At 51.0% G+C, this 22,151-nt stretch carries 21 protein-coding genes, 3 tRNA genes and 1 pseudogene; 7 read left to right on the forward strand and 18 right to left on the reverse strand.

Translation table 11 applies throughout. The annotated features are described in order from the left end of the window. Positions 1–3 precede the first annotated feature (3 nt). On the reverse strand, positions 4–1,518 hold the full coding sequence (gene araG / locus PGR10_RS07230; protein ID WP_430923259.1) for an L-arabinose ABC transporter ATP-binding protein AraG: 1,515 nt from the start codon (positions 1,516–1,518) through the stop codon (positions 4–6). A 61-nt stretch (positions 1,519–1,579) separates the two neighbouring features. Continuing rightward, positions 1,580–2,560 carry an arabinose ABC transporter substrate-binding protein gene (locus PGR10_RS07235; protein ID WP_087860664.1) on the reverse strand — a complete coding sequence of 327 codons (981 nt, stop codon included), beginning with the start codon at positions 2,558–2,560 and terminating at the stop codon, positions 1,580–1,582. Between the two features lie 777 nt (positions 2,561–3,337). On the opposite strand from PGR10_RS07235, the gene PGR10_RS07240 reads away from it, so the two are divergent. Beyond that, the gene (locus tag PGR10_RS07240; RefSeq protein ID WP_032711938.1) at positions 3,338–3,841 is read left to right on the forward strand and encodes a non-heme ferritin-like protein; all 504 of its coding nucleotides are present in this window, start codon (positions 3,338–3,340) and stop codon (positions 3,839–3,841) included. 56 nt (positions 3,842–3,897) lie between these two features. On the opposite strand, the gene PGR10_RS07245 is transcribed toward PGR10_RS07240, so the two are convergent. Then, entirely contained in the window at positions 3,898–4,149 is a 252-nt protein-coding gene (locus tag PGR10_RS07245) for a DUF2766 family protein (protein ID WP_015365964.1), read from the reverse strand. A 127-nt stretch (positions 4,150–4,276) separates the two neighbouring features. Here PGR10_RS07245 and PGR10_RS07250 point away from each other — a divergent pair. Then, positions 4,277–5,701, forward strand: a pseudogene (locus PGR10_RS07250) (MFS transporter). A 44-nt stretch (positions 5,702–5,745) separates the two neighbouring features. Here PGR10_RS07250 and PGR10_RS07255 read toward each other — a convergent pair. Next, a complete protein-coding gene (locus PGR10_RS07255) occupies positions 5,746–6,384 on the reverse strand; it encodes an RpiB/LacA/LacB family sugar-phosphate isomerase (protein ID WP_430923260.1) in 639 nt (212 codons plus the stop codon). 384 nt (positions 6,385–6,768) lie between these two features. Here PGR10_RS07255 and ftnA point away from each other — a divergent pair, with 384 nt between their 5' ends. Beyond that, on the forward strand, positions 6,769–7,266 hold the full coding sequence (gene ftnA / locus PGR10_RS07260; protein ID WP_015365960.1) for a non-heme ferritin: 498 nt from the start codon (positions 6,769–6,771) through the stop codon (positions 7,264–7,266). Positions 7,267–7,301: 35 nt separating this feature from the next. Here the strand turns inward: ftnA and PGR10_RS07265 are convergent, their stop codons facing one another. Continuing rightward, positions 7,302–7,541 carry a YecH family metal-binding protein gene (locus PGR10_RS07265; protein ID WP_047037243.1) on the reverse strand — a complete coding sequence of 80 codons (240 nt, stop codon included), beginning with the start codon at positions 7,539–7,541 and terminating at the stop codon, positions 7,302–7,304. A 191-nt stretch (positions 7,542–7,732) separates the two neighbouring features. Here PGR10_RS07265 and tyrP point away from each other — a divergent pair, with 191 nt between their 5' ends. Next, positions 7,733–8,944, forward strand: a complete 1,212-nt coding sequence (gene tyrP / locus PGR10_RS07270) for a tyrosine transporter TyrP (RefSeq protein ID WP_113373557.1) — start codon at positions 7,733–7,735, stop codon at positions 8,942–8,944. 25 nt (positions 8,945–8,969) lie between these two features. On the opposite strand, the gene PGR10_RS07275 is transcribed toward tyrP, so the two are convergent. From PGR10_RS07275 to uvrY, 8 genes are all read right to left on the reverse strand, one after another. After that, positions 8,970–9,638 carry a YecA family protein gene (locus PGR10_RS07275; protein WP_015705973.1) on the reverse strand — a complete coding sequence of 223 codons (669 nt, stop codon included), beginning with the start codon at positions 9,636–9,638 and terminating at the stop codon, positions 8,970–8,972. Between the two features lie 119 nt (positions 9,639–9,757). Next, a complete protein-coding gene (locus PGR10_RS07280) occupies positions 9,758–10,324 on the reverse strand; it encodes a DUF805 domain-containing protein (RefSeq protein WP_430923261.1) in 567 nt (188 codons plus the stop codon). Positions 10,325–10,622: 298 nt separating this feature from the next. Further along, a tRNA-Leu gene (locus PGR10_RS07285) sits at positions 10,623–10,709 on the reverse strand. Positions 10,710–10,722: 13 nt separating this feature from the next. After that, positions 10,723–10,796 (reverse strand) — tRNA-Cys (locus PGR10_RS07290). A 40-nt stretch (positions 10,797–10,836) separates the two neighbouring features. After that, positions 10,837–10,912 (reverse strand) — tRNA-Gly (locus tag PGR10_RS07295). A 151-nt stretch (positions 10,913–11,063) separates the two neighbouring features. Then, a complete protein-coding gene (gene pgsA / locus PGR10_RS07300) occupies positions 11,064–11,612 on the reverse strand; it encodes a CDP-diacylglycerol--glycerol-3-phosphate 3-phosphatidyltransferase (protein ID WP_045390257.1) in 549 nt (182 codons plus the stop codon). Between the two features lie 57 nt (positions 11,613–11,669). Continuing rightward, on the reverse strand, positions 11,670–13,502 hold the full coding sequence (uvrC, locus tag PGR10_RS07305; RefSeq protein ID WP_087860522.1) for an excinuclease ABC subunit UvrC: 1,833 nt from the start codon (positions 13,500–13,502) through the stop codon (positions 11,670–11,672). Further along, positions 13,499–14,155: a UvrY/SirA/GacA family response regulator transcription factor gene (uvrY, locus tag PGR10_RS07310; protein WP_087860521.1), complete on the reverse strand. Its 657-nt coding sequence runs from the start codon at positions 14,153–14,155 to the stop codon at positions 13,499–13,501. The genes uvrC and uvrY overlap by 4 nt, the downstream gene beginning before the upstream one ends. Positions 14,156–14,620: 465 nt before the next feature. On the opposite strand from uvrY, the gene PGR10_RS07315 reads away from it, so the two are divergent. Then, complete coding sequence (locus PGR10_RS07315) at positions 14,621–14,845, forward strand: DUF2594 family protein (RefSeq protein WP_015365908.1); 225 nt, start codon at positions 14,621–14,623, stop codon at positions 14,843–14,845. Between the two features lie 68 nt (positions 14,846–14,913). Here the strand turns inward: PGR10_RS07315 and sdiA are convergent, their stop codons facing one another. Beyond that, entirely contained in the window at positions 14,914–15,636 is a 723-nt protein-coding gene (sdiA, locus tag PGR10_RS07320; RefSeq protein WP_087860520.1) for a transcriptional regulator SdiA, read from the reverse strand. A gap of 145 nt (positions 15,637–15,781) precedes the next feature. On the opposite strand from sdiA, the gene PGR10_RS07325 reads away from it, so the two are divergent. After that, entirely contained in the window at positions 15,782–17,140 is a 1,359-nt protein-coding gene (locus tag PGR10_RS07325; protein WP_430923262.1) for a CoA transferase, read from the forward strand. Between the two features lie 3 nt (positions 17,141–17,143). On the opposite strand, the gene tcyN is transcribed toward PGR10_RS07325, so the two are convergent. The 4 genes from tcyN to tcyJ all read right to left on the reverse strand — a co-directional run bounded on the left by tcyN (position 17,144) and on the right by tcyJ (position 20,457). After that, a complete protein-coding gene (tcyN, locus tag PGR10_RS07330) occupies positions 17,144–17,896 on the reverse strand; it encodes an L-cystine ABC transporter ATP-binding protein TcyN (protein ID WP_113373554.1) in 753 nt (250 codons plus the stop codon). Beyond that, positions 17,893–18,561, reverse strand: a complete 669-nt coding sequence (tcyL, locus tag PGR10_RS07335; protein WP_015705981.1) for a cystine ABC transporter permease — start codon at positions 18,559–18,561, stop codon at positions 17,893–17,895. The genes tcyN and tcyL overlap by 4 nt, the downstream gene beginning before the upstream one ends. Positions 18,562–18,575: 14 nt before the next feature. Further along, positions 18,576–19,562 (reverse strand): D-cysteine desulfhydrase, encoded by a 987-nt coding sequence (dcyD, locus tag PGR10_RS07340; RefSeq protein WP_087860518.1) that lies wholly within the window; start codon positions 19,560–19,562, stop codon positions 18,576–18,578. Between the two features lie 94 nt (positions 19,563–19,656). Beyond that, a complete protein-coding gene (gene tcyJ, locus PGR10_RS07345) occupies positions 19,657–20,457 on the reverse strand; it encodes a cystine ABC transporter substrate-binding protein (protein WP_045376245.1) in 801 nt (266 codons plus the stop codon). Between the two features lie 201 nt (positions 20,458–20,658). Here tcyJ and amyA point away from each other — a divergent pair, with 201 nt between their 5' ends. Further along, complete coding sequence (gene amyA, locus PGR10_RS07350; protein WP_087860517.1) at positions 20,659–22,146, forward strand: alpha-amylase; 1,488 nt, start codon at positions 20,659–20,661, stop codon at positions 22,144–22,146. The last annotated feature ends 5 nt before the right edge of the window (positions 22,147–22,151 follow it).

Below are 22,151 nucleotides of genomic sequence, written 5' to 3' on the forward strand. Positions count from 1 at the left end.
TAATCAGGCTACGGCCTGGCTGACTTTAGGCATCGCAAGGCTCAGCGCCTGCTGTTCATTCGCGTCTTCATGCAGCAATTCACCGGCCACTTCACCTTCGCGCATGACGACGATGCGGTCAGCGACGCCGAGCACCTCTGGCAGGTCGCTGGAGGCAAAAACGACCGCCACGCCAGAAGCCGCCAGCGCATAGATAACGTTGTAGATTTCATGCTTTGCGCCAACATCGATGCCGCGGGTCGGTTCATCAAGCAGGATGACCTTCATCTCTTCCGACAACCAGCGACCAAGAATAGCCTTCTGCTGATTACCACCGGAGAGATTCATAATTAACTGTTCAGCTCCTGGGGTTTTGATATTGAGCGATTTGATATGCTGTTCGGCATTACTCGCTTCCCAGGCGTTGTTAATCAGGCAGCCGGCATGAATATGCTTACGTCGCGCGCTGATATTGATGTTGTCGCGCACCGAATGTACCGGAATGATGCCCTCAGCTTTGCGATCCTCCGGACACAGCATCATTCCCGCCTGAATCGCCTGCGCGGGTTTGCGAATGTTTATCGCCTGACCGTCGATATAGACCTGACCGCCGGTAATTCTGCTGCCGCCAAACAGCCCTTTCATTAATTCACTGCGTCCGGCCCCGACCAGACCGAACAAGCCGACGATTTCGCCGCTGCGTACCGATAAACTGATCGGCATTCTGACGCCTGGCGCTTTAACCTGATCCAGTCGTAACCGCTCGCTGCCATATTCACGCGCTTTCCAGCCGTAGATATCGCCAAGATTACGCCCTACCATCGCTTGCACGAGGGCATCGTGATCCACCAGCCGCATGTCATCGAAGGTGCGCACGTAGCGGCCATCTTTAAACACGGTAATGGCATCGCTGAGGGCGAAAATTTCCTCCATACGGTGCGAGACATAAATAATCACCCGCCCTTCTTCACGCAGTTCGCGGATGACGCGAAACAAATTGTCGATTTCGCGTGCAGAGAGTGAGCTGGTAGGTTCATCGAAAGCGATGATCTTCGCGTTACGCGCCAGCGCCTTGGCGATCTCTACCATCTGCCACTGGCCGATCGACAAATACTTCAGCGGCGTTTCCGGGTCGATATCCAGCCCCAGATGCTCCAGCTGCAGCCGCGCTTCATAGTTCAGCAATGACCGGTTCACAATGCCGCCTTTATGCGGCAACTGGCCCAGATAGATATTCTCCGCCACGGTCATTTCCGGGATCAGATGAAGTTCCTGATAAATAATCGCTACGCCAGCATTCAGCGCAGCGGTAGTATTCGTGAATGCCATTTGCTGGCCATCAATTTGCAAATGCCCGGCGGTTGGAATGTAATTACCGCTGAGAATTTTTAAGAGAGTGGACTTCCCGGCGCCGTTTTCACCCATCAGCGCATGGATCTGCCCGCGATAGCAGTCAAAGCTAATGTCAGACAGTGCTTTAACGCCCGGGAACGTCATGGTGATACCGCGAAATGAGAGATAAGGGGTAGATTGTTGCATAACGACTCCGCTCAACTACGCATAACCTCCCGCCAGTGCGGGAGGCAGAATGAACCCGGCCTTACAGCCCTTTCTTAGCCAACTCTTGCTTAAAGTTGTCGCGGGTAATCAGCACCACGTCCGTCACGGCGGTAAATTTCGGCGGCTCGGTACCTTTGGTCACCCAGTTGTAGAGCATCTCACTAGTTTTATAGCCATGGATATCCGGGCTTGGCAGCAGAGATCCATAGAACCCTGTCGGCTGGGCTTTCGAAAGCTCGTTCACCGCGTCGACGCCGTTAATACCGATGCCGATAACATCCGGCGCTTTAAAGCCCTGGCCTTCAGTTGCCCGTACGCCGCCCAGCACGGTGTTATCGTTCATACCAACAATTAACCAGTGTTTCACCTGCGGATGCTGAACCAGCATGGAGTTGCCAGCATCGAAGGCCCCTGGGATATCATTGGATTTGGTTGGCACGCGATAGATCTGTTTTTCCGGGAACCCCGCTGCTTTCAGTGCGTCAATCGAGCCGGTGGTGCGGCGGCGGGCAGTATCTAGTTCATCGGCGGTAATCGCCATCACGCCGGTATCTTTCACGTCCCAGCCGCGTTTTTGCATCTCTTTATACAATTCCTGCCCCTGACGAGCGCCGATTTCGCTGGCGGCCATCATAACCAGCGGCACGCTCTCCATCGGCTTACCTTTGGCATTAACAAACTGATCGTCGACGGTGATAACTTTCATGTCATAGCCGCGAGCCTTGGCAACAATCGCCGCCCCCAGTTTTGGGTCCGGGGTGCAGATGACAAATCCCTTCGCGCCGCTGGCGGCGAGGCTGTCGATTGCATTAAGCGTTTTTTCACCATCTGGCACCGCGATTTTAATCACCTCAAAGCCCAAATCCTTGCCGGCTTTATCAGCAAATTTCCACTCGGTCTGGAACCAGGGCTCCTCTGGCTGCTTCACCAGGAAACCGAGCTTGAGGGTTTCAGCCATAGCTGATTGTGACATAACCGCCGCGAGACCAATGGCCGCCAGCGCTTTAGTAAATTTGTGCATGGTAAACTCCAGCTTTAATTCGCTTTTCTGTAGGGAAAAATCGGACTTAAATTTTTTATCAGTCTTAAAACAAGGCATTAGAAAAAACGCAATCAACATTGCCGTTGTTAAAATAGTTTTAACTGGAAATTATTTATCCATACGAGAGCGTCATCACACCGCAGAATTACAGTAATTGCGTACATAAATTCAGCAAAAAATGACATAAAAAAAACGCTAATTGTCAGACAATTAGCGTTATGTGTGGCACAATAGTCCATATCACCAGCAGACTTATCCTTGTGGGTTCGCTAACGCCATCCCGGGCTACTCTACCCTTCGATTCTCCGTCAGCTTATACGTTATTCTTCCACTTCTAACAAAAAATGATCTATCACAAGTTCATTATCATCTCGCTATTTCCGAATAATGAATAAGCTATGATCGATATATGAATTTACCGTTAAATCACCTTCATTAATACAAATTAACTAGCTCTACGAACTATTAAATATAACCATTTAAATTCAATTCGTTACGATTTAAAAACCACAAAAAAGACAATAAAAACAAGCAGTAAAACCGATGTTGTAACAAATCGTAAATAACGCATGTTGAGAGTTTTCTTATTCGACATCTAAGGGTATTCTTAATGTATCGGCAGATATAAATAAATAGTCACGTGCAAATGGAATGCACCGTTTTTATTTCCTGCCTATTGCGTTGCGCTTGCAAAACTCGCCTGTGAGGCGATGGTAGCGCGTCATACTTCCCATGCGGATAAATAAGGATATTGTTATGGCAGTTCCAGGAATGGTTCAGAAATTAAATACCCAGATTAATCTCGAGTTTCACGCATCAAATGTTTATCTACATTTAGGCGAATGGTGCGCGCAGCAGCGTCTCAACGGCACCGCTACCTTCTTGCGTACCCGAGCTCAATCAAGCGTGACGTTAATGATGCAGGTTTTTGACTATATGAAAAAGGCCGGCGCCTGGCCAATTGTCAAAGCCGATGAAAGCTATCCCCCGCAATGCACAACGCTTGAAGAAGTGTTTGCCAAAACCCTTGAAGAGTATCAGCAACGTAGCAGCATGCTGTCCGGTCTGGCGCAGGAAGCCAAAGCGCAGCGCGATGACACGACGTGGCGTTTTTTGACGCTGCTGGAGAAAGAGCAGCAGCAAGATGGGCTGTTACTACAAACCGTTCTTGAAGAAATACGGACTGCTGATAAAGCCGGGCTCGGTATGGAGCAAACGGACCGCCGACTTCTCAATCTCATCTCGCCTCAACAGCACTAATTGAATCTGGCCGTTTCAGACTGCAACGGCCAGGCAATCAACTTCTCAGAGATAATCTAGTGCGCTTCACCCTGCGGGGTAAACTTCAGCTCAATCAGCGCAATTGCTTTTTGCACTGCGCGCAGCGTCACCGGATCCGCCGAAGCAGGGTTACTCGCAAAATCAATCGCTTTTAACTGCGTCGCCATTTTTTCGCGCACCTCGACCGGGGCGATAACGTCAATCACATCGAGGATCTGTTTGATGACCAGCTGGCATGCGACGACATCGGATACCAACTCATCTTGTTCAGTGAAAGGTTGAGACATTTTTTACTCCTATTTTCAGGAGCGTAATAGTAACCTAAATCGCACCAGATAAAAAAACATGTGCGGGAGCGGCGAAAAGAAAACGTACCGCAAAGATACTTATTCACTTTGCTATGGCAACGAATCAATGGGTACAACAACAATTACGCCGAAAAAAGGCGCTTTTTCCGCCCCGGCATTATTGGTGGCTGGCGCTTTCTTTATGGAGTTTCTCGATGGCACGGTCATCGCTACCGCCCTGCCTGATATGGCGAAGGAGTTTGGCGTAGCGGCGGTCGCGCTCAATATTGGCATCAGCGCCTACCTGATCACCCTCGCGGTGCTGATCCCGGCCAGCGGCTGGATTGCTGACCGCTTCGGCGCGCGGAAAGTGTTTACGCTGGCACTCGCCATTTTTACCCTCGCCTCCGTTTTCTGCGGTTTATCGCGCAACCTCGAAAGCTTTGTGACAATGCGCATTCTACAGGGCGTCGGCGGCGCGCTAATGGTCCCCGTCGGGCGACTGGCGGTGTTGCGCACCACGCCCAAAGATCAGCTCATCAAAGCAATCGCCACGCTAACCTGGCCGGCGTTGGTCGCACCGATAATCGGCCCGCCGCTCGGGGGCTTCATTACCAGTTACGCCAGCTGGCACTGAATCTTTTTTATTAACGTTCCGCTCGGGCTACTGGCGATGGCGCTTTCGCTACGCATCATTCCCAATATCCGTGAAGAAGAACGTCGCCCTTTCGATCTACCCGGTTTTGTGGCGACATCATTGGCAATGATAAGCCTGGTGGCGGCGATGGAACGACTCGGCGACCAACAGCCGCAAAGCTGGCAAACGCTGGCGCTATTGGCGACGGGTATTGGATGTATGGCTTTTGCGCTACGTCATTTCCGCCGCGCCGCCTGGCCAATGGTACGGTTGGACGCTCTGCGGGTTCCTACTTTCCGGGTAACCATGTACGGCGGTTCACTATTTCGCGCCTCGATAAGCGCCGTCCCGTTTCTGCTTCCGCTACTATTCCAGGTAGGGTTCGGTATGGATGCTTTTCATTCCGGGCTACTGGTGCTGGCCGTTTTTGTCGGCAATCTCACTATCAAGCCCGCAACTACGCCGCTCATCCGCTGGTTGGGGTTTCGCCGCTTATTGCTGATTAACGGTGCGCTGAATGTCGCCTCGCTACTTGCCTGCGCGCTGTTAACGCCGCAAACGCCGGTATGGCTGATAATGTTGATCCTCTATCTTGGCGGGGTGTTCCGTTCCATCCAATTTACCGGCGTCAGTACGCTCGCTTTTGCCGACGTTCCTTCCGCCCAGATGAGTTATGCCAATACGCTGTTCAGCACCGCTTCACAGCTGGCGGTTGGGCTCGGAATCACTCTCGGCGCTATCGGCATTCGCATCGGTGAACAGTTGAGCGAGTGGTTTAACCTGACGACGCTACCGGGAATTGATTTCCGTTTGGCGTTTGTCTTTATCGCGTTGATTTGTTTGATAGGGATGATTGATACGCTGCGACTTACGCGAGATGCCGGTAGCACGGTATCCAGTAAAGCACGACCATAACAAACAGGCCCGCATATTGATGCAGGCCTGTTTGAAAAGCCCTATTAGCCTATAATCTGGCGTACGAAAGCTTCGATTTCTTTATCCTGGCAGTTTTCGAAGAAGCATTGCTGGAACCGCGGCCCGGAAACGGCGGTTTTTACCAGTTCCGGATCGATAGCTCGTAAGGTATCAAGATAATTTTCTTTCACCACCGCCGCTTTCACTTTATTCAGAATCCCGGCATTGCGAACCTGCGGCTCTTTACGTTCCGGCGGATAGCCCTCGCCATTATGGCCGGTGAAGGCCTTCTCGAAGATAAAGCGCACGTTAAGCTCCGCCCCCCAGCCAAAGCCTTTAGCAAAAGGCAGCGACAACGCGTTACCGTTGTTGATTTGGGCAAACAGGAAGGCATCCGCCGGGTCAATACAATAACCACAGACTACTCCGGGATGGATGTTCAACGACATCAGCGCCCCCTGCCCGGTTCCACAACCGGTCACCACAAAATCGACCGCTTTGGAATTCAGCAGGATGCTGGCCATGATACCCAGATGGATATAGGTGAGATGATGATCCTGTTCATCGCTCATTCCTACGTTGTAAACCGGGAAGCCTTTTTCATCGGCAACGGCATTAAGCTCGTTGAGAATGATAGCATTTTTGCTGGCCTGGCTGTTTTCCATCATCAGTGCGATTTTCATGCTGAACTCTCCTGAATACTGTCCGGGCGCTGCCCGATATGTGTTAGCGTTATCAGGACTCTACTACTTCATAAATGCTTTTTCAAACTTTATGAAAAGGTGTTTTATAAAAAACATGGCGCTTCACACTTCCAGCCTCACTCGGCCCGACCCTACCGTTCCATGTTCACACCACTTAATATTTGTAGTTTCTCTTTGCGCGATAATTTACGAAATAAATATCAAATTAAAACCATTCTCATTTATTATTATATTGCCAATGCGTTTTATTCCCATTTGCATTTTTACTAATTGATTTTTTTAATTTACTTTTTGCAAATAAATTACTAACAAATTATAGTGACGGCACAATATGATTTAATCTTTATTTCCGGAGTGGACGCCATGCTGAAAGCAGAAATGATCGAAAAACTTAATGAGCAAATGAATCTTGAGCTTTATTCTTCTTTGCTTTATCAGCAGATGAGCGCATGGTGCAGCTACCATAGCTTTGAAGGTGCAGCCGCCTTTCTCCGCCGCCACGCGCAGGAAGAAATGACGCACATGCAGCGCCTGTTCGACTATTTGACCGATACCGGCAGCCTGCCGCGCATTAATGCCATTAGTTCGCCGTTTGCCGAATATGCTTCGCTGGATGAACTGTTCCGCCAGACCTATGAACATGAACAGTTAATTACGCAAAAAATTAATGAACTGGCGCATGCGGCAATGACCAACCAGGATTACCCGACCTTTAATTTCCTGCAATGGTACGTAGCAGAACAGCATGAAGAAGAGAAATTATTCAAATCTGTTATTGATAAACTGACCCTTGCCGGTAAAAGCGGTGAAGGCTTGTACTTTATCGATAAAGAACTGGCAACCCTCGATACGCAAAACTAATTCCCACAGCGGCGGCCTCCCCGGCCGCCGCGCGCTCAATGACGGCAAATTTTACTCTCGCTGGTATTGAAACCCTCTTCAACTGCGATGAATTTTCCTTTCCGCTGCAAAAACGTCACCAGTTGCGCCGCGTCCAGATCCTGCGCCGAACAGGTGTGAAAGCGGGCATCTTCGCCAAATTGTCTCTTAATGGCCGCTTCGAGACTGGCAACGCTGTACGACTCGCCCGATGCGATCATCATCTGCAGTACTTCATGACCATGAATAGATGACATAACTCCTCCTGTAAAGCGTGCAGCATATATCAGCATGCGCCTGGCGGCTTTGCGCCAACGCAGCCTTTTCTGCCTTCATAAATGTAAAGATATAATTACACCACTTGTAACCATCATTTGACGAAATCACTCATTTCACATACTCTGCGCGACATAATTATTCGTTCATTCCTTCATAGATAGAGAAAAGCGTGAAGAACCGCACTCTGGGTAGTATTTTAATCGTTGCCGGTACCACCATTGGCGCCGGTATGTTGGCGATGCCGCTCGCTTCAGCGGGAGTCGGTTTTGGCGTCACCCTGGTATTACTGATCTCGCTGTGGGCGCTGATGTGCTACACCGCCCTGCTGCTGCTGGAGGTTTATCAACATGTCCCTGCGGATATGGGATTAGGCTCACTGGCGGCACGCTATCTCGGCCGTTACGGTCAATGGATTACCGGTTTCTGTATGCTTTTTCTGATGTATGCGCTAACGGCGGCCTACATCAGCGGCGCTGGAGAGCTGCTGGCCTCCAGTCTTAATCAGTGGCTGAACTGGAGCCTACCGCCTTCTGCTGGCGTATTGCTCTTTACCGGCATTGGTGGCGCGGTGGTGTGCATCGGTACTTCTCTGGTCGATCTGTTTAACCGCTTTTTATTTAGCGCCAAAATTATCTTCCTCGCGGTGATGCTGGTGCTGCTGCTGCCCCATATTCACCAGATAAATCTTCTGACGCTGCCGCTACAGCAGGGCCTGGCGCTATCCGCTATTCCGGTGATTTTCACCTCGTTTGGTTTTCACGGTAGTATTCCCAGCATCGTTAGCTACCTGAATGGCGATATTCGCAAACTGCGCCGCGTGTTTATCATCGGTAGCTTTATTCCGCTGGTCGCCTATATTTTCTGGCAACTCGCCACGCTTGGCAGCATTGACTCTCCGGCCTTTACCGCCGTGCTGGCGAAGAACTCCGGCCTGAACGGCCTACTGGCAGCGATCCGCGATGTTGTCGCCTCGCCGCATGTAGAGGTGGCGGTACATCTGTTTGCCGATTTCGCCCTGGCGACGTCTTTCCTCGGCGTCGCACTGGGTTTGTTTGATTACCTTGCTGATTTGTTCCAACGTAAAAATACGCCTGCCGGGCGTGTTCAGAGCGGCGTCATCACTTTCCTGCCGCCGCTGGCGTTCGCCCTGTTTTATCCGCAAGGTTTCGTGATGGCGCTGGGGTACGCCGGCGTGGCGCTCGCCGTACTGGCGCTGATGCTGCCATCATTGTTGGTAATGAAGAGCCGAAAACTGCACCCGCAGGCGACATGGCGTGTACCGGGCGGCTCGATTGCGCTATGGCTGGTATTGGGCTGTGGAGTGGCGATTGTGGCCATTCAATTCGGCATTGTGGCGGGATTACTCCCCGCGGTGGGATAACAAAAGGGGCCATTTGGCCCCTTTTTTATTTAGCTAAGCAACACTGCTTATACTTTTTGCCGCTGCCGCAGGGGCAAGGATCATTACGCCCCACCTTGGTCTCATTTCTTACCGGTTGCTGCACGGCCGTCGGCTGAGCATTTTCCATCCAGTAATTATATAAAGCCAGCGCAGCGGGCTTGATGCTATCAACGCTTTCGACAAATTCATCCGCGGTCAGCGTATCGAGCGCTTCGAAACGTTCTTCCGTTCCGTGCAGCGCAATGGCATCGAGCTGTGGCTGCAGTTCTGCAGGTAACGTCGACCAGTCGCACAGCGCAACGCCACGCATATAGCCAAAGCACCACTCTTCAACGATGGTCAGCTCCTGGCCTTCAAACTCGCGGGTGCCGAACAGGGGGTCAAATTGCTCCGGGTAGTCGGCCAAACGTTCGGCGATGTCGCTCATATGCTGCAGCGTCAGGTTGACGAAACGATCGCGTTCACGATCGTTAGCCCAGCGCGGCACGTTATCCGCCCCACCCCAGATAGCCAGCAGCCACTGCGCGGGTTCGATTTCGCTCGGCCCGGATAAGATAGCCGTTAACAGACCATCAAGTTCGGAGACATCAAGGATGGCGCCCTCGGTGGCATATTTCGACAGGATCTCATCCAGCCACTCAAGTTCACTTTCGTTCAGGGGTCCGGTTTTCATTACAGGCTCATGATGGTAGAAAAATGGCGCTTACAGTAGCGAAAATGGGAGGAGAAAACCACCCGCTCTCGCTCACACAGGTGAATTTATTAACGCCGGCAGACCCGGCGGCGCATCAATTACATATCTTTAATGATATTAGCACGCATCACTTCGTATTCACTTGCGCTTATAACGCCCTCATCGAGCATTTTCTTAGCCTGTGCCAGGCGCTCTCTGACATCATCCGCGGCAGAACTCTGGCCCATCGTATTACCGCCGCTGTTGTCATCGTTCTGTTCCTCACCAAAGCGATTACTGCCAATGGTGCCACGGGTGAAAATCATCCAAATCGACATTATCAACGCGGCCAGGCCGCCCAGCGCGATCACCCATACCCATACTGCGGCTCTGCCCTCTTCGACGGTAGCGGCAATACCAATCAGACCGATCAGCATAATGCCGTAGGGCGCCAGCAACCACCAGCCGGATTTGTTGAGATCGTGCAAACGACGCACCGCAACCGCGATCCCCGGAATGATAATAATTAACCCGAAGATACCGCCAACGACGGGGATCAATCCCAGGATCGCGGACAATATAAAGTTAGCAATGGTAAAAACCACATATTCCTGGCGCGCGGAGCGGCCGCGGAAAGTGGCGTATTTTCGAAAACAGTTCCCGTAGCTTTCAAGCAACGTGGCCATAAGATCCCTCATATATAATTATCATTGCCATTAAGGCGTCACATACCCAAAGGATATCAATACAGCGTTAACATTAACGTCAGTGATATATTACCTTAAATGGTTTGCAAATTTCCTGATAAAAATAGGTAAGGGAAACGCGGTAGATTTCAGCGTATTCATGACCGATTTATAGCGCTCAAAGCCTAACTCGGCTGGTGGGAAGGATGTCAAAAAAGGACAATTCAGAAATGAAAAAACCACCCGGAGGTGGTTTCACGACACTGCTTATTGCTTTGATTATTCTACTTTATCCCAATGGTACCCGGAGTGGGACTTGAACCCACACAGCGCGAACGCCGAGGGATTTTAAATCCCTTGTGTCTACCGATTCCACCATCCGGGCTCGGGATATAAAGTGGAGGCGCGTTCCGGAGTCGAACCGGACTAGACGGATTTGCAATCCGCTACATAACCGCTTTGCTAACGCGCCTTTAATATCTAAACACCCGCTACTGCCGATGCTTTCAATTTGGAGCGGGAAACGAGACTCGAACTCGCGACCCCGACCTTGGCAAGGTCGTGCTCTACCAACTGAGCTATTCCCGCATCATCAAGTAGATTAGGTAATCACTTGATTTTGTTATCGTCTGGAAGACTGTGCCGCCGTTCGATGCGTTGCATTCTACTTATCTCACGCGGTGAGTCAACGGTATTTTTCGCAACTTCGTCTCGTTTGCTGAAATTTGCGTCGAAACGATCACTGTTCAAGCAAATCGCCGCGTGCAGCGTTCAAATATTGCAGCATTGACCACAGCGTCAACACCGCAGCAACCATGAACAGAACGATACCTGCCCACTCCACCCACATATTCGGCCGCCACAGCATCCAGACCAGCGCCGCCATCTGAGCTGTCGTTTTCACTTTACCAATCCATGATACGGCTACGCTGCTGCGTTTACCCAGCTCTGCCATCCACTCGCGCAGAGCAGAAATAATAATTTCACGCGCGATCATCGTCGCTGCCGGCAATGTCACCCACCAGGTGTGGTAGTGTTCGGCAACCAGCACCATGGCAATCGCCACCATTACTTTATCCGCCACTGGATCAAGGAAAGCGCCAAAACGCGTGCTTTGGTTCCAGCGACGCGCCAGATAGCCATCGAACCAGTCGGTAACGGCAGCCACAAAGAAAATTAACGCGCAAACGAAAGGTGCCCAGCTGAAAGGCAGATAAAACGCCAGCACGAAAAACGGTATCAGAATAACGCGAAACAGAGTGAGCAACGTCGGAATATTAAATTGCATGGTAACAGGTAACTATATGTTGTAAGTGTAAATTAGCCCTATGGTGCTACAGAGCCCCTAATGTTTCAACGAGTAGAAGATCTTTTCTGCCAGTCCGTGAGATATACCCGGTACTTGCGCAATTTCTTCTACACTGGCCTTCTGCAAACCCTGCAGACCGCCCATATACTTCAACAACATCTGTCGGCGTTTCGGGCCAACGCCTTCAATCGTTTCAAGAGTACTGGTACTTTTCACTTTCGCCCGTTTTTTACGGTGCCCTGAGATAGCATGATCGTGCGATTCATCGCGAATGTGCTGGATAACATGTAAAGCAGGAGAATCCGGCGGCAGACTAAAGCCCTCGCCTTCTGGTTCAAAGAATAAGGTTTCCAACCCGGCTTTACGATCGCTCCCCTTCGCCACTCCCAGTAGCAGAGGATGATTTTTATCCCACGGTACGTCCAGTTCGGCAAAAACGGCTTTGGCCTGGCCAAGCTGGCCTTTACCACCGTCGATCAGGATAACGTCAGGGATTTTGTTCTCTTCTATAGCTTTACCGTAGCGGCGGCGTAACACCTGATTCATTGCCGCGTAATCATCACCAGGGGTAATACCAGTAATATTGTAGCGGCGGTATTCTGCCCGCAGCGGACCATTGCTATCGAACACCACGCAGGAAGCGACGGTTTGCTCCCCCATGGTGTGGCTGATATCAAAACACTCCATCCGCTTTACAGCTGGTAGTTTCAGCAACGTTGCTAACGCCTGCAGACGCTGGCTGACCGTTGATTGCTGTGAAAGCCTGGTGGTCAGCGCGACGGCGGCGTTGGTGCGCGCCAGCTTCAAATAGCGCGCGCGATCGCCGCGGGGTTTGGTCTGCACATTCACCCGACGACCGGCCAGTTCGGAAAGCGAATCGGCAAGCAGGGTTTTATCGCCCAGGTTGAAATCGAGTAAAATTTCCCCCGGTAAGGTTCGCATCTGGCTGCCCTGCAGGTAGAACTGCCCCACGAAGGTTTCCACGACCTCACCCAACTCGGTACCACCCGGAACTTTCGGGAAATAACTTCGGCTACCAAGCACCTTGCCCTGGCGAATAAACAGCACATGCACGCAGGCCATTCCGGCATCAAAAGCCACGCCGATAACATCCAGATCGTCGCCGGTATTGGAAACGAACTGTTTCTCAGTCACCCGGCGTACCGCCTGGATCTGATCGCGAATACGGGCGGCTTCTTCAAATTCCAGCGCCTGGCTGGCCTTTTCCATCCGGGAAATCAGTTGCGTCAATACCTGGTCGTCTTTGCCCGCGAGAAACAGCCTTACGTATTCTACCTGCTGCTCATACTCTTCTTCACTCACCAGCCCGGCGACGCACGGCCCTAAACAACGACCGATTTGATATTGCAGACAAGGACGCGAACGGTTGCGATAGACGCTGTTTTCACACTGGCGAATGGGGAAGATTTTTTGCAACAGCGCGAGCGTTTCGCGAACTGCGTAACCGTTAGGGAACGGACCAAAATATTCGCCTTTGGCGTGTTTAGCACCGCGGTGCATCGCCAGTCGCGGATGGGTGTCGCCGCTGAGAAAAATAAAAGGATAAGATTTGTCGTCGCGCAGCAGCACGTTGTAACGTGGTTGATATAGCTTGATGTAGTTATGCTCAAGCAATAACGCTTCCGTTTCGGTATGGGTAACGGTTACGTCAATTTGCGCGATCAGCGCCACCAGAGCCTCGGTTTTACGCGAAGCCAGGTTGCTGCGAAAATAGCTGCTAAGCCGCTTTTTCAGATCTTTAGCTTTACCAACATAAATGACGGTACCGCCGGCATCATACATACGATAAACGCCCGGTTGGCTGGTAACCGTCTTGAGGAAAGCTTTTGCGTCAAAAACATCACTCACTGACTTGCTAACGACTCCGCATTGCACAGGCCATGGCGAATTGCCAGGTGAGTTAGCTCCACGTCACCATGAATGTTTAGTTTACTGAACATTCGGTAACGATAGCTATTCACCGTCTTGGGACTCAGGTTTAACTGTTCTGAGATCTCATTGACCTTTTGGCCCTTGGTGATCATCAGCATAATCTGCAATTCGCGTTCAGACAAACTGGCAAACGGCGATTCCGTTTTTTCCGGTTCAATTTGACTGAGCGCCATCTGTTGGGCGATGTCGGAAGCGATGTAACGCTGACCCGAAGCAACGCAACGAATCGCATTGACCACTTCCTGCGGGGCTGCGCCTTTACTTAAGTAACCGGCGGCGCCAGCTTGCATGACCTTAGCAGGCAGCGGATTCTCAGTATGTACGGTCAACATGATCACTTTGGTATCGACAATAGCGCGCGCAATTTTACGCGTTGCTTCAAGCCCCCCGATACCCGGCATGTTCATATCCATCAGGACCACGTCCACAGGATTCGCACGGCACCACTTCACGGCATCCTCGCCGCAGCAGGCCTCACCGACAACTTTAATCCCTTTTATATCTTCCAGAATGCGTCGTATCCCTGCGCGCACTAGTTCGTGGTCATCAACAAGAAGTACGTTGATCAAAGGAATAATCTCCAGAATTAGGGATAACGCTACTGATAGTTTATCTCACATATATTACCGGGTTTTATCGTAACTTTAAAAGCCCAAAAAGTGTCCTGGAGAAGATTTCTCTCCCATTTATGGCAATTTGTCTCCACACCAGGTGGAAACCTATACAGAACATATAGTTGGATTATGTTTCTTTTTTAACATTCGCCCTACAGAAGGAGCAAAAAAAGCAACAGAACAGCCCGCAGATAAATACGTTTCGAAGGATGTAACAATAATTAACTTATCCCAAAAACCGCGGCAAAAATTAACGACGACCGTTAAGATGAACAGATATTATTCAGTAAATTTAACCGCTCAGCGCCCGAAGCCAGGAACATAAATCACACGCTCCTTTTTTTTCTACTGCTTGTGGTATACTGCGCCGCCTTAACATTTAGTATTGCGCAACAGCGCCGATAGCAAACGAGGATATCGATGAGCACACCAGATTTTTCCACTGCAGAAAATAATCAGCAACTGGCGCAGGAAGTCTCCTGCCTGAAAGCGCTACTGACGCTAATGCTTCAGGCTATGGGCCAGGCGGACGCAGGCCGCGTGATTATTAAAATGGAAAAACAAATCGCGCAGATGGAAGATGAGGCTCAGGCTGCCGTATTCTCCAGCACCGTTAAGCAAATTAAACAAGCTTACCGTCAGTAAGAAAGGACCGGCTGAAAGTTATCACTGACAGCCGGTTTCACGTCTGACACGCAGAACGAATGATTCGCTCAAATTAATCCTGTTGCGACGGCATAACAGGCGATTTGCGTTTTGTTGGGCGCGTTAAATTTGCGCTGCATATTCTTCTGATGAAAATTGACCGTATTTTCTGAAATAGACAATATCATCGCCACCTCGGCCGAAGTTTTCCCTTCCGCGGTCCATTTGAGAATCTCCAGCTCGCGCCGGCTAAACTTCATCTCCGGCGGCATTACCATCTCATCCTCCAGGCGCAGCAACGCCAGCAGGCTAAGTTCGGTGAGCGTTCTCAGGCGTAATTCTAATTCGTCCTCCTGATAAGGACCCGGTTGCGTATTTTTTGCAGAAACCGATAAGAATCCCAGCGCATGATTTGGTAAGGTAAGACACTGCGTCACACCTTTATTTAAACCATGATCGCGCGCGCCGTTCCATAATTCCGGCGTATCACAAAAGAGCTGGTCATTCCACGGTAAATGCCCACGAAGAAAATTTTCTCTGCGCAATACGGGATCAACAGCAAAATAATTCTCTGCCTGATAATGAGACATCCAGGCCTGAGGATAAGTTGATTGCAGCGTGAGTCTCGGGCGCGTAAAAGGCACCGGATGGCGCACACAGAGTGCGTAGTAGTCGTATTCCAGAGCCTCTGTTTGCTGCTGGAGCAGGTTATAAACCGAATCCCCATCATGAGTTGACTGGAATTGTTGCAGCATTTCCCGCCGCCAGCTGAAAAAATCAATGTCCCTCATAACCTACCAAATAACCCCTGATTGATAATCATTATTATAAATACATAAAACTAACACATAAATCTTATTTATATGTATAAAATAACGTAGCCATCGCATTATTCGATTTTCGATGACGATTATTTATCGAACTCAGGAGGAAAATATGCTCTCGCCGTCCTCGTCTATGCAGCTCTTTTCCCGGATGTGGCAAGACTTTAGCGCAAGCGCTGTCCCGCCAATCGATTTCCGCCGCCCAGGGGCTTTATCTTCTTGCTTTGCAGTCAGTGATTTTGCTGCCGCCTCTATGGGGATCGCCGCCGCTTACCTTGCCCGCTTATGTTCAACATCCGCCACGCCCATAGTGGATCGCCGGCTGGCGTCATATTGGTTTTCAGCCAGCGCCAAGCCGCATAATCGTCCAGCACAGCAGCTTTGGGATCCATTAGCGGGAGATTATCAAACCGAAGATGGATGGATCCGACTGCATACGAATGCCCCTTATCACAGACTCGCCGTGGCGCAGATTCTGGGACAACATGCGACGCGACAAACACTTGCTCAACAAGTTCGTCAATGGCGCTCGCATGCGCTGGAACAAGCGGTGGTGGAAAATGGCGGTTGCGCGGCGGCGATGCGCAGCGCGGAAGAGTGGCGAACACACCCGCAGGGCATCGCCGTCAGTCGGCAACCGCTGCTGATAGAAGCCGATTCACCGCCGGGGCCGTCGGTTGCCTGGTCCCTCCCCCCCTCACGTCCTTTGCTCGGTATCAAGGTACTGGATTTAACCCGGATTATTGCCGGCCCCGTCGCAACTCGTTTTCTCGCAGGGTTAGGCGCTGATGTATTACGTATTGATCCTGTCGACTGGCAAGAATCAACGCTCGAAGAAGAGATTACGCTGGGTAAGCGCTGCGCCCGATTGAATATAAAAACACAAACCGATAAGCAACGTTTAATCACGTTAATCTCGCAAGCCGACGTCATTGTTCACGGTTACCGCGCTGATGCGTTGGATGCGCTAGGTCTTGATTGTCATACCCGAGCCGCACTATCGCCGGGAATTGTTGATGTTTCACTAAATGCCTGGGGATGGGAGGGGCCATGGAGAAACCGACGCGGTTTCGACAGCCTGGTACAAATGGCCTGTGGTATCGCTCATGCCGGTCAACGCTGGCGCGACGCGGATAAACCCATCCCGCTTCCGGTACAAGCGTTAGACCACGCGACGGGCTATCTGATGGCTGCAGCAGTACTAAAAGGGATAGAGAAACGCATAGAGAGCGGCAAAGGTTATCATGCGCGGCTGTCATTGGCTCGCGTCGCCGCCAGCCTGATGGAGTGGCCAGGCGCACGACATGAGATGCCTTTCGCGCCGCTGCAACGTCGTGATTTTCAATCTGCGATGGAGTGGTCGACATTTGGTCTGGCTGAACGGCTAAAATTCCCCATCCGCCTGGCAGGTACGCCAATTATCTGGTCACGACCGCCCTGCCGGTTAGGGTCGGCCGCGCCAGAATGGTAAAATTTACTGCATTAAAAATTTCTCAAGGAACTGACGAGTACGCGGCTGCTGCGGGTTAGCAAATAGCTCTCTGGCCTTACCTTGTTCGACGATACGTCCCTGATCCATGAATATGGCGCGGTCGGCGACATCACGAGCGAAACTCATCTCATGGGTAACAATAACCATAGTCCGCTTTTCCTGCGCCAGCTGGCGTATGGTGTTGAGTACTTCACCCACTAACTCAGGATCCAACGCAGAAGTCGGCTCGTCAAAAAGAATAACGTCCGGACGCATTGCTAACGCACGGGCAATTGCCACACGCTGCTGCTGCCCACCGGATAAACGACGCGGATAGCTATTCTCTTTTCCTGATAGTCCCACCTTTGCCAGTAGCTGACGCGCCAAAGAAATGGCCTCGTTCTTATCTTCGCCTTTTACGATAACCGGTCCTTCAATAATATTTTCCAGCACCGTACGGTGTGGAAATAGATTGAAGTTCTGGAACACAAAGCCAACATGCTGACGCAGACGGCGGATTAGCCCTTTTTGCTGGCTAATACTACGCGAAGTATCGATTGTCACATCGCCCACGCGAATGGTACCGCTTTCGGGGTGTTCAAGCAGATTAATGCTGCGCAACAGCGTGGTCTTACCGGATCCGCTCGGACCGATAATCGCCACCACCTCCCCTTCCTGAACCTCGAGATCGATACCGTGGAGCACGGTCTGCCCGTGGAATTTCTTCACCAGTTTTTTGACTTCAATCGCACTCATTTTGGATCACGCTCCTGGCGATTCAGCTGATTTTCAAAATAATTCTGCAACGTCGATAGCACAGTCGCCATCACCCAATAGATAAGCGAGGCGGCCAGATACATCGTAAAGACCTCCAGCGTACGGGAGGTAATTAACTGCGCCTGACGGAACAGTTCCGGTACCTGAATCGTCGCCGCCAGCGAAGTATCTTTGACAAGGCTAATAAAGCTGTTAGAGAGCGGCGGCAGCGCCACGCGGGCAGCCTGCGGTAAAATAGCCCGCCGCAAAGTCTGCCACGGCGTCATGCCAATACTCGCTGCCGCTTCCCACTGCCCTTTATCTATAGAGGCAATTGCCGCTCGCAGCGTTTCCGCCGCATAGGCCGCGGTATTCAACGACAGGCCAATCATCGCCGCCGGGATCGGGTCCAGCTCAATGCCAAACTGCGGTAAGCCGTAATAGATCATAAACAGTTGGGCAATCAGCGGGGTTCCGCGGAAAATAGAGATATACATCCGCGCCAGCCATCTGACCGGCCAGATTGACGACATGCGCATCAATGCGAGGATAAAGCCCAGCAGCAGGCCGAAGAACATGCCGCCGATGCTCAGCTGTAACGTAAAAACCGCGCCCTTCAACAGATAAGGCGCGGAGTCAATGACCAGTTGGATACTTTCTTGCATTCTGTTTTTCTACATTAGACGTGCGGATGATAAGCAAACAGCGCTGGCGCGCCGCCAGTATGGATAAACAGAATCGGCCCCTCATCCTTAAAGCGATTCTGATTAATGCCGTCAATCAGCCCGGCCATGGCCTTTCCGGTATAAACCGGATCCAGCAGGATACCTTCCAGTTGTGCCAGCAGTTTGACCGCTTCCATGCCTTCTTCATTGGGCGTACCGTAGCCTGGCGCGAAATAATCATCCCACAAAGTAATTTCCGCTTTGGCCTGCAGTTCAAGGCTGTTAGCAACGGCCTGCTGCAGCGCAACCACTTTTGGTAACTGGTCGGCAACGCTGCGTGACACGGTCACCCCAATTAATTCCGCGTTCGGCATCAGCTGTTCCAGGCCTACCGCCAGCCCGGCGTGGGTGCCTGCGCTACCGGAGGCGACCACTACCGACGAGATTTCCACCGCCCCTTCGCATTGCTGGGCGATTTCGAGGGCACTTTCGACATAACCCAGCGCGCCAAGGGCGTTTGAACCGCCGACCGGAATGACATAAGGACGGTATCCCTGCGCTTCAATCCGGGTTGCCAGCTCTTCAAGCTGCGCATTAGGATCGGTCAACGCATCACACATTTCGACCTGGGTATTGAACAAATCCAGCAACAGGCGGTTACCGTTGGTCAGATAATTTTCAGCACGAGTGCCTATCGGATTTTCCAACAGCGCGACGCAGTGCAGGCCCAGTTTCGCGGCGACGGCCGCCGTCTGACGCACATGGTTAGACTGTATGGCTCCTGCGGTAATCAGCGTATCAGCGCCTTCGCGTAGCGCATCAGCGGCGAGAAACTCCAGCTTGCGCAGTTTATTACCGCCCATCGCCATTGGAGTCACATCATCACGTTTAATAAAAATATCCCGCCCGAGATGATCGGACAGGCGTGGTAGATATTCCAGTGGCGTCGGCGCGCCAATAAATTCCAGGCGCGGGAAACGCGTTAAATTTTGTAGTGACATGGCACCTCCAGACTCAGTTATCCTTATTATGCACGCAGTTGCGCGCTAAATAAAAAAAGGCGCCATTATCAGCGCCTTTTTTCATCTGCAGACGTTACTTAGTGACGTCTGCACCAAACCATTTTTCTGAAAGCGCCTTCAGGCTGCCATCTTTCTGCATATCTGCAATGGCCGTGTCCACCGCTTTCAGCAGATCTTCATTACCTTTACGCAGCGCCACGCCGGATTCCTGACGGGAGAATGCTTCACCGGTTACAGCCAGGGTATTGTTGGTTTTCTTCACCAAATCCAACGCTGCCAGGCGGTCGACCAAAATAGCGTCAATACGGCCTACGCGCAGGTCCTGGTATTTTGTCGGGTCATCATCATAGGTACGAATATCAACGCCCTGTACATTCTGGCGCAGCCACTCTTCATAATTGGTGCCCAGGCCAACGCCGACTTTTTTGCCTTTCAGGTCCGCCGCGGTTTTAATTACGCCTTCGTTACCCTTCTTCACCAGCGCCTGAATACCAGAAATAGTATACGGGGTGGAGAAGTCGTATTTTTTCTTACGCTGGTCGGAAATAGTGACCTGGTTAATCACCACATCAATACGTTTAGAATCAAGAGAAGCCAGCATACCGTCCCATTTGGTGGGTTTGAGGTCTGCTTTCACACCGATGTGTTTCGCCAGTTCATTGGCAAACTCGACTTCAAAACCGGTCAATTTTCCATCATCGCCTTGATAACTAAACGGCGGGTATGTGCCTTCCAGGCCAACGCGCAGCGTGCCGCGCTCTTTGACCTGATTAAGCAGATTTTCAGCGGCAAAGGTTTTCACGCTTACACCAGCCATCAATGCTACGGCCATTGCGCCCATCAGCGCCTGGCGACCCAGAAGTGCTAATTTCATAGATACCCCGAATATGATGAGATTTTCCTGTAGTGTAAGGCGTTTAGCAGCAGCCTACCAACATCTATCCGCTACATCTTATGCCAATTTATTATATATGCAGCCATTTAGGGTATAGCGAAAAAGCAACGAAATTATTCATATTTGCCAGTTATCTCCCATACTGCAAAGGTCAGCTTGATGACGCCAGGAGCATGGAAGATGAAAAATCCCACGTTGTTGCAATGTTTTCACTGGTATTACCCGGAAGGTGGCGAGCTATGGCGGGAAGTAGAAGCCCTTGCGCCAAATCTCAATGAAATCGGCATTAATATGATTTGGTTGCCGCCAGCCTATAAGGGCGCTTCCGGCGGTTATTCGGTTGGCTACGATAGTTACGATCTTTTCGACCTTGGTGAATTCGATCAGAAAGGATCGGTTGCCACCAAATATGGCGATAAGGCTCAGTTGTTAGCGGCGATACATGCGCTTAAAGAGCATCAAATTGCCGTCCTACTTGATGTCGTCGTAAACCATAAGATGGGTGCCGATGAGAAAGAGCGCATTCGCGTACAACGCGTTGATGAACAGGATCGAACAAAAATTGCGGAAGAGATCATCGAATGTGAAGCCTGGACTCGCTATACCTTCCCGGCCCGTGGTGGACAATATTCACAATTCATCTGGGACTATAAATGTTTTAGCGGCATCGACCATATCGAAAACCCCGATGAAGATGGCGTATTCAAAGTGGTTAATGACTACACCGGCGACGGCTGGAACGATCAGGTCGACGATGAAATGGGCAACTTCGACTATCTCATGGGCGAAAACATCGATTTCCGGAACCATGCCGTCACCGAGGAGATAAAATACTGGGCCCGCTGGGTCATTGAACAAACTGGCTGCGATGGTTTTCGCCTTGATGCCGTCAAGCATATTCCGGCATGGTTTTATAAAGAGTGGATTGAGCACGTACAGAGCTCCAGCGAAAAACCACTCTTTATTGTTGCCGAATACTGGTCGCACGAAGTGGATAAACTACAGCAGTATATCGACCTTGTTGACGGTAATACCCTGCTGTTCGATGCGCCGCTGCAGATGAAATTCCACGAAGCCTCACGTCAGGGGCGCGATTACGACATGAGTCAAATATTCACCGGCACGCTGGTTGAAGCCGATCCCTTCCATGCGGTTACGTTGGTCACGAATCATGACACCCAACCGCTTCAGGCGCTGGAAGCGCCGGTCGAAGCCTGGTTTAAGCCGCTAGCCTATGCGCTGATTTTACTGCGTGAAAACGGGGTTCCCTCGGTATTTTACGCCGATCTGTTCGGCGCCAGTTATGAAGATACCGGCGGAGATGGCCAGACTTACGCCATCGAAATGCCGGTTATCGAGCAACTTCATGAACTCATCGACGCACGTCAGCGTTTTGCTCACGGCGTACAAACTCTGTGGTTCGATCATCCTAACTGTATTGCCTTCAGCCGCAGCGGTACCGATGAACATCCTGGCTGCGTAGTGGTGCTATCTAACGGCGATGACGGCGAGAAAACGCTCCCGCTTGGCGAAAATTACGCCAATAAACGCTGGACGGATTTTCTTAATAATCGCCAGGAGATAATTGAAACCGATGACGAGGGCAATGCCGTATTTACCTGTAATGCCGGCAGCGTCAGCGTGTGGGTCATTGAAGAGGTACTGTAAAGCAA

It is taken from the genome of Klebsiella sp. 141198, assembly GCF_050600785.1.
Classification (GTDB): domain Bacteria; phylum Pseudomonadota; class Gammaproteobacteria; order Enterobacterales; family Enterobacteriaceae; genus Klebsiella; species Klebsiella aerogenes.